This window comes from [Flexibacter] sp. ATCC 35208 (genome assembly GCF_001975825.1).
GTDB lineage: Bacteria > Bacteroidota > Bacteroidia > Chitinophagales > Chitinophagaceae > Chitinophaga.
In genome coordinates this window covers 20753-36246 of the sequence record NZ_MTKN01000026.1, presented here as the reverse complement: position 1 = coordinate 36246, position 15494 = coordinate 20753, and the positions used below count along the sequence as shown (strand labels likewise).

Here is a 15494-nt window from a genome sequence, read left to right as displayed (position 1 = left end):
CTTAGAATTTAACAGTTGCACCTAACAGGAATGTCTTAGCAGCAGGGTAAGTCGTGTAATCGATACCCAGTGACTGGTTACCACCTACTGTTTTGGTTGTATTTACTAACGGATCGTAACCGGAGTAACCACTGATGGTCCACAGGTTTTGTGCACTCACATACAGGTTGATTGATTTCAGCCAGTCCTGGTGAGGGATGGTCAGCGTGTAACCCAGGCGGAGGTTCGCCAGACGGATAAAGTCTGATTTTTCCAGGTACAGAGAAGACAGCTGCACCGCGTTGGTCGTGCTGGCACCTGCTTCGTAGAATTTTCTCAGTACGTTGCGGTCAGATGCAAGGCTGTTGATGTTCAGATCCAGTGCGGTATTGTTTACCAGCAAACCACCGGTCTGACCAATGAAGTTGAATCCCAGGTCAAATGCTTTGTAACGCAGGTTACTGTTGATACCGAAGTTGAAGTTAGGCAGCGCACCCTGGAAGATCTCTCTATCGTCAGAGTTGATCACACCATCTTTATTTTTATCTTCAAAGATGTCTTTACCATCCTTGTCATAGCCCAGGTGTTTCAGCATATAGAATGAACCTGCCTCATAACCGTTCTTGTAGATGTTGGCATTTACACCAGACAGACCAGGACCGGAGATGCTACCGGAGTAGAGCTCAGATACAGGCAGGTCTTTGATCGTGTTGCTCAGGGTAGAACCGTTTACATCCAGTGTCCAGCTGAAGTCTTTAGTACGAACCAGCTGGGTACCCAGTGTGAATTCAAAACCTTTGTTCACGATACTTGCATCTACGTTTTTCCATACAGTTGTGGTTGGACTGAGTGGCCCTGAAGGGATGTTCAGGATAGGATCTTTCGTCGTCTTGTTGTAATATTCTAATGAACCATACAGTTTACCTTTGAGGAGGGTGAAGTCCAGACCGATGTTCAGCTGTTCTACCATTTCCCATTTCAGGTCAGGGTTTGCAGTGCGGTTTACAGTAACACCATTTATCAAAGTCTGGTCGTTGTACAGGTAGTAACCAGATGCACTTGACAGGGAGTAACTCGCCTGGGTGATCTTGTTCGTTACTTCCTGGTTACCTGTCTGACCCCAGCTGGCGCGGAGTTTCAGATCCTGTACCATTTTCAGGTCTTTCATGAAATCTTCCTGCGAAATGGTCCAGCCCAATGCGAAGGACGGGAAGTAACCGTATTTGTTGTTGTTACCAAAACGGGTAGAACCATCCGCACGTAAAGAGGCGGTGAACATATAACGGCTGTCGTAGTTGTAATTGATACGACCAAACCCTGATTGCAGTTCATTCTCCTGCGCATAACCGCTAGGGCTGGTAGTGGTACCGGAATAACCAGGATTGTATTCAGGTGCCACACCTACACCCTGTGCTGCGATGCCCTGCAGACCATAAGTTGTACCGGAGAAAGAGAATTTCTGGTAAGAGAAACCACCCAGTAATTCCAGGTTGTGTTTGTTGAATGACTTGTTGTAAGTCAGGTAGTGCTCAACCAGTGTAGTCAGGGACTTCAGGTTATTCTGCTGGTAAGCACCACTTGGTTGTCTATCGGTATAGTTAGGGTAAATAGTCGTATTACGCTCAGAAGTAGACTTGTCTACACCATAGTTGAAGCGGTAGTTCAAACCGGGCAGTATCCTGAAAGCAGCTTCGATGTTACCCAGTACACGGAAGGTATTGGTATGATCATCCCAGATGCTCAGCAGGTACGCGGGGTTGTAATGCGCGTTCATGTTGAAGTTGGTGTAAGCCCCGGTGGAGTCGCGCAGGGAGCAGGTTGGGTTTGCCATCAGTGCGTGAATGATGAGCTGACCATCGGAACCTGCGGTGTTACCGTTTGGAATACCGGTTTCATTGATATCACTTGCTGTCAGGTTCATCTTTACAGTCAGACGTTTGTCATCGAGGAAAGATTCTTCTGCATTCAGTCTTGCAGTGGTTCTTTTGAAGCTGCTTTTTTCAACGATACCATCCTGTGACATGCGTGACAGGGAAGCGAGGTAGCTACCGGTGTTGGTAGTCTTACCAAAAGATACGTTGTGGTTCTGAAGGGAACCATTACGGTAAATTACATCCTGCCAGTCAGTGTTACCACCGTGATCGTAAGCAGGATCTACCAGTGCTTTGCGGTACTCCGCGGCATTGAGAACGTCCAGTTTTTTGATCACTTTAGAGTTACCTACATACATGTCGTAGGTGAGGGTAGGTGCGCCTTTACTACCGTGTTTGGTCGTGATCAGTACAACACCGTTAGACCCTCTTGCACCGTAGATAGCTGCGGCAGAAGCGTCTTTCAGGATCGTCATGGTTTCGATATCGCTGGTGTTGAGGAAGTTCAGCGGGTTCTTGGGTTCAGAAGAACCAAGACCGAAGTCAGGCCCGCCTGCACTCACGTTATCATTACTCAGCGGAACGCCGTCAACAACGAAGAGCGGTGTACTACCGCTGCGGATAGAACCCACACCGCGGATGAAAACATCCACACCTGCACCGGGTTCACCGCTGGATTGTGCGATACGCACACCGGATACTTTACCCTGCAGCATGTTGTCTACAGAGATAGGCGCACCCTGTTTAATATTATCAGCTTTCAACTGGGTCAGGGCACCAGTTACGTCAGCTTTGGTCTGGCTACCATAACCTACCACAACTACCTCACCCAGCTGACTGTTGCTGGAGGAGAGGGTTATTTTCATGGGTGTGCTGGTAGCGGCAATAATTTGTTGTGTGTAGCCGATAAAGGTGAACACGAGTTGGTCACCAGGAGCGGCGTCGATAGAGAATTCTCCGCGATCATTGGTTGTAGTTCCTTTGTTGGAAGTAACGGATTTGATAGATACACCGGGAAGTGGTGTGCCGTCAGCTCCGACTACGATCCCCTTTACAGGCGTTTGGCGAATGGCCTGTTCATAGATACTGTGGGTACCCGTAGCTGCCATGGCAGGGCTTGCGGCCGAGAGCCATACGGCTAGCATTAAAAGTAATTGATTGTTCATTGCAATCTGCTATTATGCTTGATGTTAAAAGACATAGTAAGTCCTGGCCCGGTGGGCAGTGATTAATTTTTATCAGGTTGAAATGATGCGTAAAGTGGGTATGCTACTTGACGATACACGCTAAATAAAACCGATTTGAAATACCACAATCAGAACGCATGGTGCGCGGGCGCAAAATTCAATTGATCATATAGGCGACTACCTTTATAAAACAGGGTGTAATGATAGTGCGCTTTCGGGAATTTGTTGTTAATTCAAAGTTAAGCTTACTTTAATTTAAATTATTCAGGATAGATGGCCAACTTTATTTGGTGAGTACCCATACCGCTTTTTGAAGGCAAATGAGAAGTGGGAGAGGTCTTCAAACCCTGATTCAAGGTACACTTCAGCGGGTTTCATATTCTTTTCACTGAGCTGGTAGTGCGCTAATTCCAGTCGTTTTCTGGTAAGCCATTTCTGAGGGGAGGTATTAAATTTCTTTTTAAAATCCCGGTGAAAGGTAGAGAGGCTTCTGCCTGTGAGGTGTCCGAATTTCTCAAGTGGCATGTTAAACATGTAATGTTTTTCCATGAAATCGATGAGGTCCAGTTTATAAGGGTCTTCGAAATTAGCGAGGGTATGATCGATGGAGGGGTCGACGGTTCTGAGTATGGAGATGGCTTCAGTGAGTTTTAAATCGGCGATGTTTAATGGAAAAGGATCCGTCATATCAAAGTAGGGTAGTAACGAAGAAAGGCAACTTTGCAACAGGGGGTGGGAGGTGAATTGACGGATGGAGGGGTAGTCGGGGGATATGGTTATAGGTTGGTTTTCGTAATATTTTTTGAGTCGGTCTACCGTCAGGTGCATGACCACTGATTGATACGAGTGGTTGGAGACGGTGATGAGTAAATTTCTTGGAATAAGAAATATATCACCCGCTTTGAACAGGTAAGTCGCATCCGCCTGCGTCACTTTCGTATCGCCGGAGATCAGCCAGACAAGCATGTGATGATCGAAGGAGACTTCGGTCGAGAAATGCTTTTCTGTTTGGGAGGAGAGCTTAATGTCGGGGGTGATATATTTCATATCGCTTGATTTATGCTAAATTAAAACGGATATCTGCGAGGGATTCGGTGAGTAGCCATAATTTTTCGGCATTGTCTGCATCGATAGAATATGGTTGAACACCAGTCAGCGAAGCAGGGTCCGCATAGTCATGGATAATCTGGCCATTGTCTGTTTCTGCCACATCGCAGTCTTCGCAATATACGCCACCTATATTATTTAATAAAGGGCTGGTAGCGCACCATATGGTGGTGGCGGCGCCTTGAGGAATGGTTTTAAGACTGGCGGCTACTTCGGGTTTGATCTTACCATCCTCACCAAAAGTACCCATTTCCTGGAACATGGAGATAGGTGCTTCCCTACCTAGATCAGTGTCATTGACAGATCCTGGGTGCAAAGCGTAGGCACGTACGCCAAAGGCTTTGGCGCGGGCATCTAAAGCTACAGCAAAGAGGTTATTGGCAGTTTTAGACTGGCCATATCCCTGCAAGGTTTCATAATCCCTGTGTAAGAAATTAGGATCTTCAAAATTGAAAGGCGCCATCTGGTGACCGAAAGAGGATACGCTGATGACCCTGGCCCCGCCGGCATTTTTGAGTGCCGGCCAGAGACGGGCGGTCAGGCGGAAATGCCCCAGGTGATTGGTACTTAGCTGGGATTCATTCCCCCGGTTGTCACGGCGTAAAGGTACCCACATGATGCCAGCGTTATTAATAAGGAGGTGTAAAGCGGTTTCCAGGGACAGAAACCGGGCAGCAAACGCATCGATGGAAGTGATGTCCATTAAGTCCATTTTCTCGATTATGACGCCTGCTATGCCCTTTAAATTGCGGGTGGCTTTTTCTATATCTCTGGCGGGGACGTATACCTTTGCGCCGGCATTAACTAGTGTTTTGACGGTTTCGAGGCCAATGCCTGCATAGCCCCCGGTTACGATGGCGGTTTTGCCTGTTAAGTTGATGCCTTTGATTACTTCAGTGGTACTGGTGGTGGCGTAATATTTACTGTTGAGCGGGTGTTGTTGTTCCATCTTTTTTTTTAACAAAATTAGGGATGGAACAGAAAGAGGGCTTTGTTGAGCGTGTCAAATTTACTTTGTTTTCCATGTCAGCCGTAGCTGATGAAATGGAAGGCTGCATCTGTTACAGATGCAGCCTGTTAAACTTATTGAAACGACCATAACTGATTACTTCCGCCATTGTTCTCATATTGTTCCACCGCAGTACCGGGTGTGACAGAGAGCGCCGGGATCTCTAATACCTTACCGCTTTGTACGCCTGTAATGGTATAATAGCCATCCGCGTTTTTCGTGATCATCCATTGCTGGTTGTCACCACCGCTGTAATCATACAATTGCAATGCAGCGCCATTGGACAGGGATTGTCCTTTTATATCCAGTGACTTTCCACTCTGTACACCGATGATCTTATACCGGTTATTTCCTAAAGAAATTACCTGCCAGCGTTGATTCGCACCAGCATTATCCGTCCATTGCTGTATAGCCGTGCCAGCAGCAGTACCCTGACCGGCAGCATCCATTACCAGACCACTGTTTTTATTGACGATGGCGTAGGTGCCGTCAGGAATAACGGAAGTGCCTTTTACATAAGGAGCCAGTACGGCCTGCAATAACCCTGCTATTTTTATATGTCCTGACTCACTGGGGTGCAGGTTATCTGCCAGGTAATCAGCAGTAGATTGGGTGATCCAGCCGTCTGTATTTACATAATGTACCTTCTTATCACCCGCTGCAATACGTGCCGCTACAGCAGCAGCAGTAGGCTGTGACCGGATTCCCAGGAATGTTCTCAATACAAAGATCTCTGCCTGCGGAAATTTAGTTCTGATACCGGTTAACAGGTATTCATATACCGCCTGAAAGGTACTGTCCGAATCCTCATAATCACCATCATTCGTACCCAGGTTTAATACAACCGCCTTTGGGGTATACTTCGTAAAATCCCATGCTACACGTGGTGAATAATTTGGCGGCTGTAATTTGAAATACTGGCTATCCATTGCCACGCCATGTCTTGAACTGCTTACCAGTGCAATACCGGGATAGGCGATTTGTGTATGTTCGGTACCTAGTGCTTCGGAACAGATCCATGCATAGTCCGATACATTTGCCTGATCATCGAGGTAACCAGCAGTAATAGAATCGCCGATGTATTCAATCAGGTAATCAGACGCCGATGGCTTGCTGGTGGTTGCACCCGCATCCAATACCATGCCCTGAAAACTAAACAGGTAGTCATAATCTCTACCCTGTGCAATGCTCAGGCTGTGGTTGCCTGCAGACAAAGGTGTCGCAGTAAGGTCTATGATACCACCTACGTTTTTGTAGGATACCCACGGACCACCATCTATACTCGCATAGAAATTGCTGGTATTGGCGGTCTGTAGTTTTACCGTAGTTCCTGTAAAGTTCACCTTGATATAAGCACCTCCCCAGTAGGCATTGAATTTCGTGCTATCACTGAAATCCCATCTGCCAAAGTAAAGGATATTGGAATCTTTCAGACTACCATAACCTGTAGCGGGAGCCGCGTAAGCTAATTGATCTGCTCTGAGCATATTGTTGTCATTTGCGCCCTTCGGGGTGCAGGCACCGAGGAGAAGGGTGAGCAATATTAGGATATAATTCCGTAGCATGAGTTAGGTTAATTTGAAATGACCTTTTAAAATTGGTCTTTATAAATTGTAATCGTCCTTACAGGGTGTTGTAGAAAAAGAAGAGGTATACTCTTTATAATTTAGTAATGATCAACTGTTGGTTCGCGCCATTATTCGCCTGGTACTGCTCTATTTTTGTACCTGCTGTAGTAGAGAACGCCGGTACTTCCAGTAACTTCCCACTCTGCACACCCTGAATGGTAAAATACCCACCTGTAGCAGGAGAAAGAATAAACTGCTGGTTCGCGCCACCATTGTAATCATACAATTGCAGACCGGCACCATCCAATAAAGATTGCCCTTTAATATCCAGTGCTCTGCCACTCTGCACACCAATTATTTTATAATGATCACCACCTACACTTGTGATCGTCCATTGCTGATTGGTACCACCGCTATAAGTATACTGCTGTATCGCCGTTTCATTGGCCGTACCCTGACCTGTTGCATCCAGCGAAAGGTTACTGTTACGGTTAATGATCTTATAGGTACCATCAGCCAGCGGACCACTGCCACCAATGATATGTTGTGTAGGATGCGTGGCCTGGTAAGGAGTTTCACCTTTGATCATTTTACCTGCATCATTCACCAATCTAAGATAGAAGTCAGCAGACACCGCTACACCATCCTGATCCAGGTTCACAAAGCTGGTATTTACAGGTGTCTGAGAGGCATTTTCTGCTACTTTGAAAATGGCAGTACCTTCATTCACCTCATCGAACATGGCAATGTACAGGCTATGTACGCCAACCTGTTTCATCACGGCAACCTGTGCCCACATGAAGTCACCATGATTTCTTGGCACTTCATTTAATGGATTGCCAGCATTCGAATTATGGAAAGAAAATCCTGGATAGGCGATAGGTTGATAATCCATGCCATGTGCTTCGCAGTAATCAAAATCTCCCTGGATCCAGGGTTGATAAGTAGATCCCACTTGTGCAGCGACAGCCCATGGCGCCAGCATATTGAATGAATTGTATACGCTGGTAAAGTTGCTCCGTGAAAACACATTTGGTGTACGCCAGTCCATCGGCACACTACCAATTACATAGCAGCCCTGATCTTTGAACCAGCTGATCATATCCAGGCATTGTGCAGAATCGCCGGGACCTGGGGCAGGTGCACCCTGGTAGCCCATCCCAAAAATGCAGATCACAGGTTTACCATTTTGTTTGGCATAAGCAGGAGAGGAGAGCAAATTTAATGTACCGAGAATGGTATTGGTAAAGTCAGATTTTAAACGTTCCTGCATGTTGGCGTCGCCCGAAACATCGTACATGATATAAAACTTACGGCCGGTGAGTTCTGCTGCCGTTCTTACTTTTTGCGCCATGTTATCACGCATGGATTTAAAAGCCGGATCAGCCAGTTCGCCGGAGAAACGCTGGAGTGCCGCGGCATCAATACCGTTTTCCTGCATCCATCTGAAGTGTGTGTTTACAGTTGCCTGGTCATAAGAAGAGAACATCTTTGCAGTATCTCCATTTGCAAGGTTGGGAAAAGTGCTGGCATAGGTGATTTCATATTCACGCATATCCGGCCACATATCCAGGTTTTGGTGGGTCCATCTGTTTACGGCAGAGCCATCGCCGGGAGCATTGAACCATCCCTGGTAGCCAACGGTCACTTTGCCGACCACATCTCCGACAGGAGAGCTGGCAGCGTCAGCTGCTGCAACAGTGGGGGCTTTTTCACTCAATTCTTTTTTTGTACAGCCAGATAAAAGGGCAAGCAGTAGCCCAGTGGTGAGAAAGGTTTTCATCATAAGAATATTGGTTATTTCTGGCAACGGGGTTGGCGAATACTATGCCATATTAACAATGGTTTGCCAATGAGTAAGTTGTGGAAAATGGGTAGGGATAAACGTTACGGTATTTCGTGAATTTGATATACGCATTTATGAAATATCATAAATTGTGATGGGCCGTTATGATTTACTCAGTTTTCTCCTGATGCGGCTCAGGCTTTCGGCCTTCATACCAAGAAAGGATGCTATAATTGAGCGCGGCGATGGAGCTGACGTATATGATTCGCTTTACACCTGCGGCTGCAGCGGCTTCGATCGTGTTGCGGGTGCCATTCATATTTACATCGTAGATTTCTTTTTTGGGATCTTTTGCCCAGAGTTTAAAGGAGGCGCTTACGGCGTAGAAGGTTTCAACGCCTTGTAAGGCTTTAACAAAAGAGGCTTTGTTGGTAATGTCGGCTTGAACGACTTCACAGTCGAGGCCGTGGAAAGGGAGTTTGTTATTGATATTTCTGACGGTTGCCCTGACAGGGATGCCTTTTTTAATAAGGAGTCTTACGAGGTTGTTGCCTAAGTGACCGTTTGCGCCGGATACGAGTGCTAAATTCTTTTGTGCCATTGTTGTTTTGTTTTGATAGCACAAATGTCAGCACTGGGGGAGGGAATCTACTTGACTTTTGTTAGTTAATCAATTCAACGTTGTGCTTCATATTAAATATCAGCAGCGGCTACGCAAACTTGATTATAAGACTTTTTTAGAAATAATTAAATATTTTGTTATGCTGAAATAATCATATATTCAGAATGTTGTTTGAAACCTGATAATAATGAGATTTAATGGTAACCCTATACCTGTACTACAGCAATTGTGGTTGGTGATCCTATGTCTGTTTTCCCCCGCCATATCCCTGGCGTCGGATACAAACTACGTAGCAGGTATATTCAAAGAAATACAGGATAGCGGGCGCTATGTCAGCGCACTTGGCACGCAGGAAATGGGTCGCTTGCCGGTGGGTCTTGTCCGCGAAATCAATGGCAGGATCTATGTCATTGCGATTGACAGTGCACGGTTCACGCCTACAGGTGCTTACCTGAATGCCTATTTCAGATTTCCTTTTCCCGGTACAGAACATGAGCTGATTTTCGGCGGGAGAGATATAGCTTTTACACCCGGAGGGATAGGCGTATCTGGTGCTACCAGACTGGTATTACTGAAGGATCAGCAGGTTGCTGTCAATGAGCATGTAGATCTCGTCTTTCCTGGTGATGGGCGTAATTATATCGAATGGGATTGCAATGGCTTTAATGGGGCTAATTTAAGCGCTGTATTTGAATTTGATAAAGGGTGGCTGACGCCGGAGGATCCATTGGAAGAAAAATTAAAAGCGGTTTTACAGGTACATGTAGCCGATTTGAATGATATTATCGCCGGGATAGATTTGCCCTCTTTTCATATAGCAGGATTGAAAGATTTCTCTTTCAAAGTGCGGAATGCGGTGGTGGATCTCAGTGACCTGGTGAACCCTGATGGTTTCAAAGAAACGGATGCATTATGGAGAGGATTTTACTTACAGGAACTGGAGATCGGGTTGCCTTCCCAATTAGGCCGGCCATCAATAAAGGTGAATGATTTTATTATTGATGATCAGGGAGTGAGTGGTGCTTTAACAGCTACAGATATAGTAAAATCAGGAGATGCTAATTTGAGCGGATGGCCTATTTCGATAGATAAGCTGGGAATCAGTTTTAGTAAAAATAAACTGAATGGAGGTACGCTGGGCGGCCAGTTGCAAATAGGTTTCCTGGGTAAAACGCCCATTGATTATGAAGCTTCGGTGAATATGCGGGGGGGTGATCCGTATTATTCATTTGCTTTGTCAATAGCGGAGGATCGGAAATACGAATGTTTTGCAGGTGAAATCATATTAAATAAGAACTCCCGGATTGAGGTCAGGGATTTTGTACCGGTGGCCACCCTGCATGGAAAGGTCAATATTAATAAAGGGGTATTGAATATACAGGGCGTCGTATTTGAGGATCTGGTATTGTCTACGCAACAACCTTATGTACACAGTGGTACATTTTCCTTGAATAGTAATAGTAGTAAGATGGCTGCCTTTCCTGTTTCATTTGATAGTATCAGATTGGGGATTGATGAAGGCAGGATCGCCATTGGTGCAGGGGTGAAATTGAACTTCATGAATGCTTCTGATAAAGGGTTTAGCGGATCTACTTCCTTCGTAGTGACAGATGGGAAAGTGAGTATCAGCGATATTCATCTCATGGTAGCGGTCATGGCTTTTAAAATGGAGGGGATATTGACGCTTTTTGACAAGCATCCAGTATATGGCAATGGTTTCAGGGGGTATCTGAAATTCGGATTGCCAGGACCTATTCCGGAAGCAAAGGCTACTGCTTATTTTGGTTCAAAAGATGATTACCGGTATTATCATGTTGATGCGTATGTAGGAACGAATATGCCGATACCACCGATGCTTAATCTCACAGGGTTAATAGGTGGCTTATCCTATCATATGGAAAGACCGGGAGATTTTGATCCTTATGCCTCGCGGAATGTGGTAGACCAGAAAGGTGGATTGAAAGAGGTGGATGAGATCTTTCAATATATTCCCTCTAAGGAGGCTGGATTGGGATTTATGGGAGGGGTATCGCTGGCACTTGTCAAAGAAATGATCGTAAATGTCAATGCTTCGCTGGAAGTGCAGTTTGGTACAGATGGCGGTTTCCGTTATGCACAGTTTGATGGTGCGGGGTATGTGTTGCATTTACCAGTAAAGGCGCTGAATAGTAAGGATGCCAATGGCGATGAAAGTGCGCCTCTTCGTATCACCTTAAAGATGCGCTATGATAATGTAAACAGTACATTCGATGCCATTGCAAAGACTTATATCAATTGTTTTATCAAAGGGAATGGCGAAAGTGCATTGCATATAGGTCCGGATGACTGGTACTTTTATATAGGCCGGCCTTCACAGATGTTTAACCTGGATGTTGCAGGACTGGCTACAGTAAAAACTTATTTCATGACCGGGTCACAGCTGGAAGATATGCCACCTTTGCCCAAAGAAGTCAGTGATGTATTGGGAGCATATTCCAATACAATGGAATATCCGTTGAAATCCGGCGGCGGACTAGCTTTTGGCGCGCATTTTTCTACGAAGTTTAGTTTTGATTATGGTGTGTATGGAGACTTTGCGATTGGTGCAGGTGCGGATATCTGCCTGCGTGATTATGGAGAGGCGCGGTGTAAAGGGAGTAATGAGGTGATTGGTATCAATGGCTGGTATGCCTCAGGACAGGCATATGCTTACCTGAATGGGGAAGTGGGGATGCGGGTAAAAGTATTTGGTAAGAAAAGAGGTTTTCCTATCGCAAAACTGGCAGCAGCGGTATTGTTACAGGCAAAAATGCCGAATCCGAGTTGGATGAAAGGAATGGTGGGTGTGAAATATTCCGTATTGGGAGGGATGGTACATGGTACTGCCAGTGTGAGGGTCGAACTGGGATCGCAATGTGAGATAGCAGGAGGAAAGGAGCTTGATCTTCCTATTATCAATGATATCAAACCAGATCACCAATCTACAGAAGTCAGTGTATTTGCTACGCCACAGGTGGCATTCAATATTCCTATTACAAAGCCATTTTCGATGCTGAATAATTATGATGAAGTAGAAACGTATCGGGTGCAGCTGGATGGGATTACATTATTGAATGATAAAACTGCTATTACAGGTACAACTGAAATTTCATCAGACGGTACGACAGCATTGTTACATCTAACAGACATATTACCGCCGACGAGTAGCCTGAATGCAACAGCAAAAGTGCATATAGAAAGACAAAATGGTGCTGGCTGGATGGCGCTGGATGATAACGAAACGAAATCTACAAGCTTTACAACGGGGGTAGCACCTGATTATATTCCATGGGAGAATGTAGCTTATGAATACCCGATAAAAGATCAGTATCATTTTCTGCCAAAAGAATCGCCTGCTGGTTATATCAAATTAAAGCGCGGGCAGCCGTATTTGTTTTCAGGTGATGTGGCAGTTAATATGGTGTCAGAAAGTGGGCAGTCAATAAAAACGGCTTTTGCTTATGATTCAGGTATGGCCCAATTGGACTTTGCAATACCATCGGGTATGATCAAAGAAACTTCGTATTCTTTGAGTGTAGTACGGGAGAGTAAAGCCAGCACAGATAATGTGGTTAGTGGCAATCATTCAATTACTTCTTCGGATGGAGATACGACTACCATTACACAAAATAGTTTAAAGGGGAATGCTACCGCTGCTACCAGTAAGGAACTGATTGGTTATGGGTTCCGTACCAGTATGTACAACACATTCATTGAAAAAATGAGTGGGGCTACAAATTCACGGGATTTCTTTGATGTAGGGACAGGTTATATCAGTGTAATTGGCCAGCGTTGGGATATGGAGGAGACTTTCGATCAGTATGAGTTAAATGGGCTTGTCTTTCTGGAAGCGAATGCAAATAATAGCTGGTTGCAAAATCAGATTATACCATTGATTTATAACAATGCGACAGATCAGGGGGTAGCTCAAGGAACGTCTCAGGGTGTAGCTCAAGGAACATCCCAGATGATACCTCATTCGACACCGCCATTGGATGCCGTCTATCTTGCCAATGATACTTACACTGCCGGACGTGCCCGTATGATCTATTATGTATCCTGCGAAGCAAATCTTGACTACCATGAACTACTAAATAAAACCGCAAGAATAAATCCATCATCTCCATTGCTTACCAGCTTGTATCCTGATTTACAGCAGAATATTTATTATCCTGTAGATATCGCCTACCGGCTACCAGGCACAAACCATATCACCTCATTTATCACCAAATCTATTTATTACAAACTATAATATTCCATGTACCGTATCTTGTTTTTTTTGCTGTTCTATAGCCAGTGGGCAATAGGGCAGGACCACCATATCGCCGCCATGGCAGATGTAAAACCCGGTCTGATCAGATTGCGGTGGGCACCATGCAGTATTATTGGTTGGGAAATGGGGATCAAATATGGGTATAATATAGAGCGCTTTGCTATTGGTGAAAACGGACGGGGGGAAAGCAGTCCCGGTGAAAGCAAAGTCGGCAAAAATGGTGCACTCCAACTCACGCTATTGACACCACAACCCATCAAACCCTATCCACTTTCCAAAATGGATACCATTGATGAGCGTGTCGCCATTGTAGCCGAAGTCATTTACGGAGATCAGCCAATCCCTGAACAAGGCGGCTTTGGCGCATTTTATGAAGCCCATAATAGAAATGAATGGCGCATGTCCATGGCTTTATTATCCTGTGACTTATCTCCACTGGCAGCTCAAAGTGCCGGATTGTATTTTGAAGATACTGACATCAAAGCAGGCAACCGCTATATATACCGTATATCATTAGCACAGCAACCCAAAAACATTCTCATTGACACTGCTGTGGTAGTGGCTGTGCCTACCTTACTAGCCCGACCCCGTGAACTGACTATCATTTGTACTGATACAATTGCCGCCTTAGCATGGCGGAAAGACGCCTATTCTGCCTACATCGTAGAGCGTGCCGCCGATGGGAAAAACTTCCATGAGATTTCAGCCCTCCCAGTGGTCTCACCTCATTTCAAAGATACCCTGCCCGAAAATGAGCATAAATATTCCTATAGGGTAAAAGGTATCACGCCATTCGGTGAGTACGGCCCTTACTCAGAAACTGTAGTTGGCATGGGCATGCCCACAGTAGATGACAGACCTCAACTCGATACGATCATCATTCAGAATAATCAGCGAATTCAAATACGCTGGCTCCTGCCTGGTCATCTACCAGATCAGTTATCAAAGATCATTATTACAAGAGCTAACAATAGTAAAGGACCGTTTAATTCTATTGCTACCCTGAAAGGTATAGCCTATTCTTATACGGATTTAAAACCTGCTGCAACAAACTATTACCGAATTAAAGGGATTACCAAACAAGGAAAGGCTATTTATTCTTTCCCTTACTTCGCACAGTTAATAGACACTATTCCACCAGCCACACCTACAGGGGTAAAAGGAGTTGTAGATTCCTTAGGTATTGTGTGTCTCCAATGGAATGGGAATACAGAACCTGATTTACTGGGTTACAGGGTATTTCGTGCGAATAGCGCTAAAGAAGAATTTGTGGAAGTTACGAGTAAGGTGATTACAAATCCATCTCCTAAGTTATCCTCAAATCTATCTCTAGTTCCATCTCCTGGTCCATCTTCAATTCCATCTGAAATGATATCTTTATCTCCCTCATTCACTGATACCATTACCCTATATACCCTCAGCAAGAGTATCTACTATAAAGTCATTGCTGTAGATAAAAATTATAATACTTCTCCTTATTCCATCCCAATACAATTAAAACGACCAGATACAATCGCCCCATCGCCTCCTTTATTTACAAAAGTCTTCAATACCGATACCGCTATTATATTAGAATGGAATAACAGTACCAGCGAAGATGCAGTGCGATATACCCTTTACAGGATCGATACAAAAGATAGCATTCGTCAGCCACTCGCTATCTGGGATACTGTACAACTAAAAACATCTTTAAAAGATACTGGCTTACAACAAGGCAATACCTACTTCTACCAAATATCAGTCTATGATGATTCAGGAAATAAAACTATCGAAACCAGCGGTGATATCTGGGTTGAAACTGGTATTCGTCCAGCGATCACAACATGGAGTGCCAGTAAACAAAACAAGACAATTGTCTTACACTGGCAATACAATGCTGAAAATGTAAAGCAATACCGCATTTACCGCGCTAAGAATAATGATTTGTTTACCCTGTATACTACACAAGATGGCACTAAAACTGAATTTACAGACAATGCTATCTTTCTTGGAAATGTATTCAAATATAAAATTACTGCTGTGCTTCGTGGCGATATAAAATCCGCTATGAGTAAAGTGATCGAAGTGGTTTATT

The 15494-nt window shown here is 44.8% G+C and carries 8 protein-coding genes; 2 read left to right on the top strand and 6 right to left on the bottom strand.

The window, feature by feature from the left end; all coding sequences use genetic code 11:
• Nucleotide 1 precedes the first annotated feature (1 nt).
• The 6 genes from BW716_RS17430 to BW716_RS17405 all read right to left on the bottom strand — a co-directional run bounded on the left by BW716_RS17430 (nucleotide 2) and on the right by BW716_RS17405 (nucleotide 9108).
• On the bottom strand, nucleotides 2-3016 hold the full coding sequence (locus tag BW716_RS17430; protein WP_083724270.1) for a TonB-dependent receptor: 3015 nt from the start codon (nucleotides 3014-3016) through the stop codon (nucleotides 2-4).
• A 285-nt stretch (nucleotides 3017-3301) separates the two neighbouring features.
• The gene (locus tag BW716_RS17425) at nucleotides 3302-4084 is read right to left on the bottom strand and encodes an AraC family transcriptional regulator (protein ID WP_083724268.1); all 783 of its coding nucleotides are present in this window, start codon (nucleotides 4082-4084) and stop codon (nucleotides 3302-3304) included.
• A 10-nt stretch (nucleotides 4085-4094) separates the two neighbouring features.
• Nucleotides 4095-5093 (bottom strand): SDR family NAD(P)-dependent oxidoreductase, encoded by a 999-nt coding sequence (locus BW716_RS17420; protein WP_083724266.1) that lies wholly within the window; start codon nucleotides 5091-5093, stop codon nucleotides 4095-4097.
• Nucleotides 5094-5227: 134 nt separating this feature from the next.
• The gene (locus BW716_RS17415; RefSeq protein WP_083724264.1) at nucleotides 5228-6718 is read right to left on the bottom strand and encodes an RICIN domain-containing protein; all 1491 of its coding nucleotides are present in this window, start codon (nucleotides 6716-6718) and stop codon (nucleotides 5228-5230) included.
• Nucleotides 6719-6812: 94 nt separating this feature from the next.
• Nucleotides 6813-8507 (bottom strand): RICIN domain-containing protein, encoded by a 1695-nt coding sequence (locus tag BW716_RS17410; protein WP_083724262.1) that lies wholly within the window; start codon nucleotides 8505-8507, stop codon nucleotides 6813-6815.
• Nucleotides 8508-8676: 169 nt separating this feature from the next.
• The gene (locus tag BW716_RS17405; RefSeq protein WP_220388784.1) at nucleotides 8677-9108 is read right to left on the bottom strand and encodes an NAD(P)H-binding protein; all 432 of its coding nucleotides are present in this window, start codon (nucleotides 9106-9108) and stop codon (nucleotides 8677-8679) included.
• Between the two features lie 208 nt (nucleotides 9109-9316).
• On the opposite strand from BW716_RS17405, the gene BW716_RS17400 reads away from it, so the two are divergent.
• Both BW716_RS17400 and BW716_RS17395 read left to right on the top strand, forming a co-directional pair.
• A complete protein-coding gene (locus tag BW716_RS17400; RefSeq protein ID WP_083724260.1) occupies nucleotides 9317-13399 on the top strand; it encodes a hypothetical protein in 4083 nt (1360 codons plus the stop codon).
• 6 nt (nucleotides 13400-13405) lie between these two features.
• Nucleotides 13406-15494, top strand: a 2089-nt coding sequence (locus BW716_RS17395; protein ID WP_083724258.1) for a hypothetical protein, incomplete at its 3' end; no start/stop codon positions are given.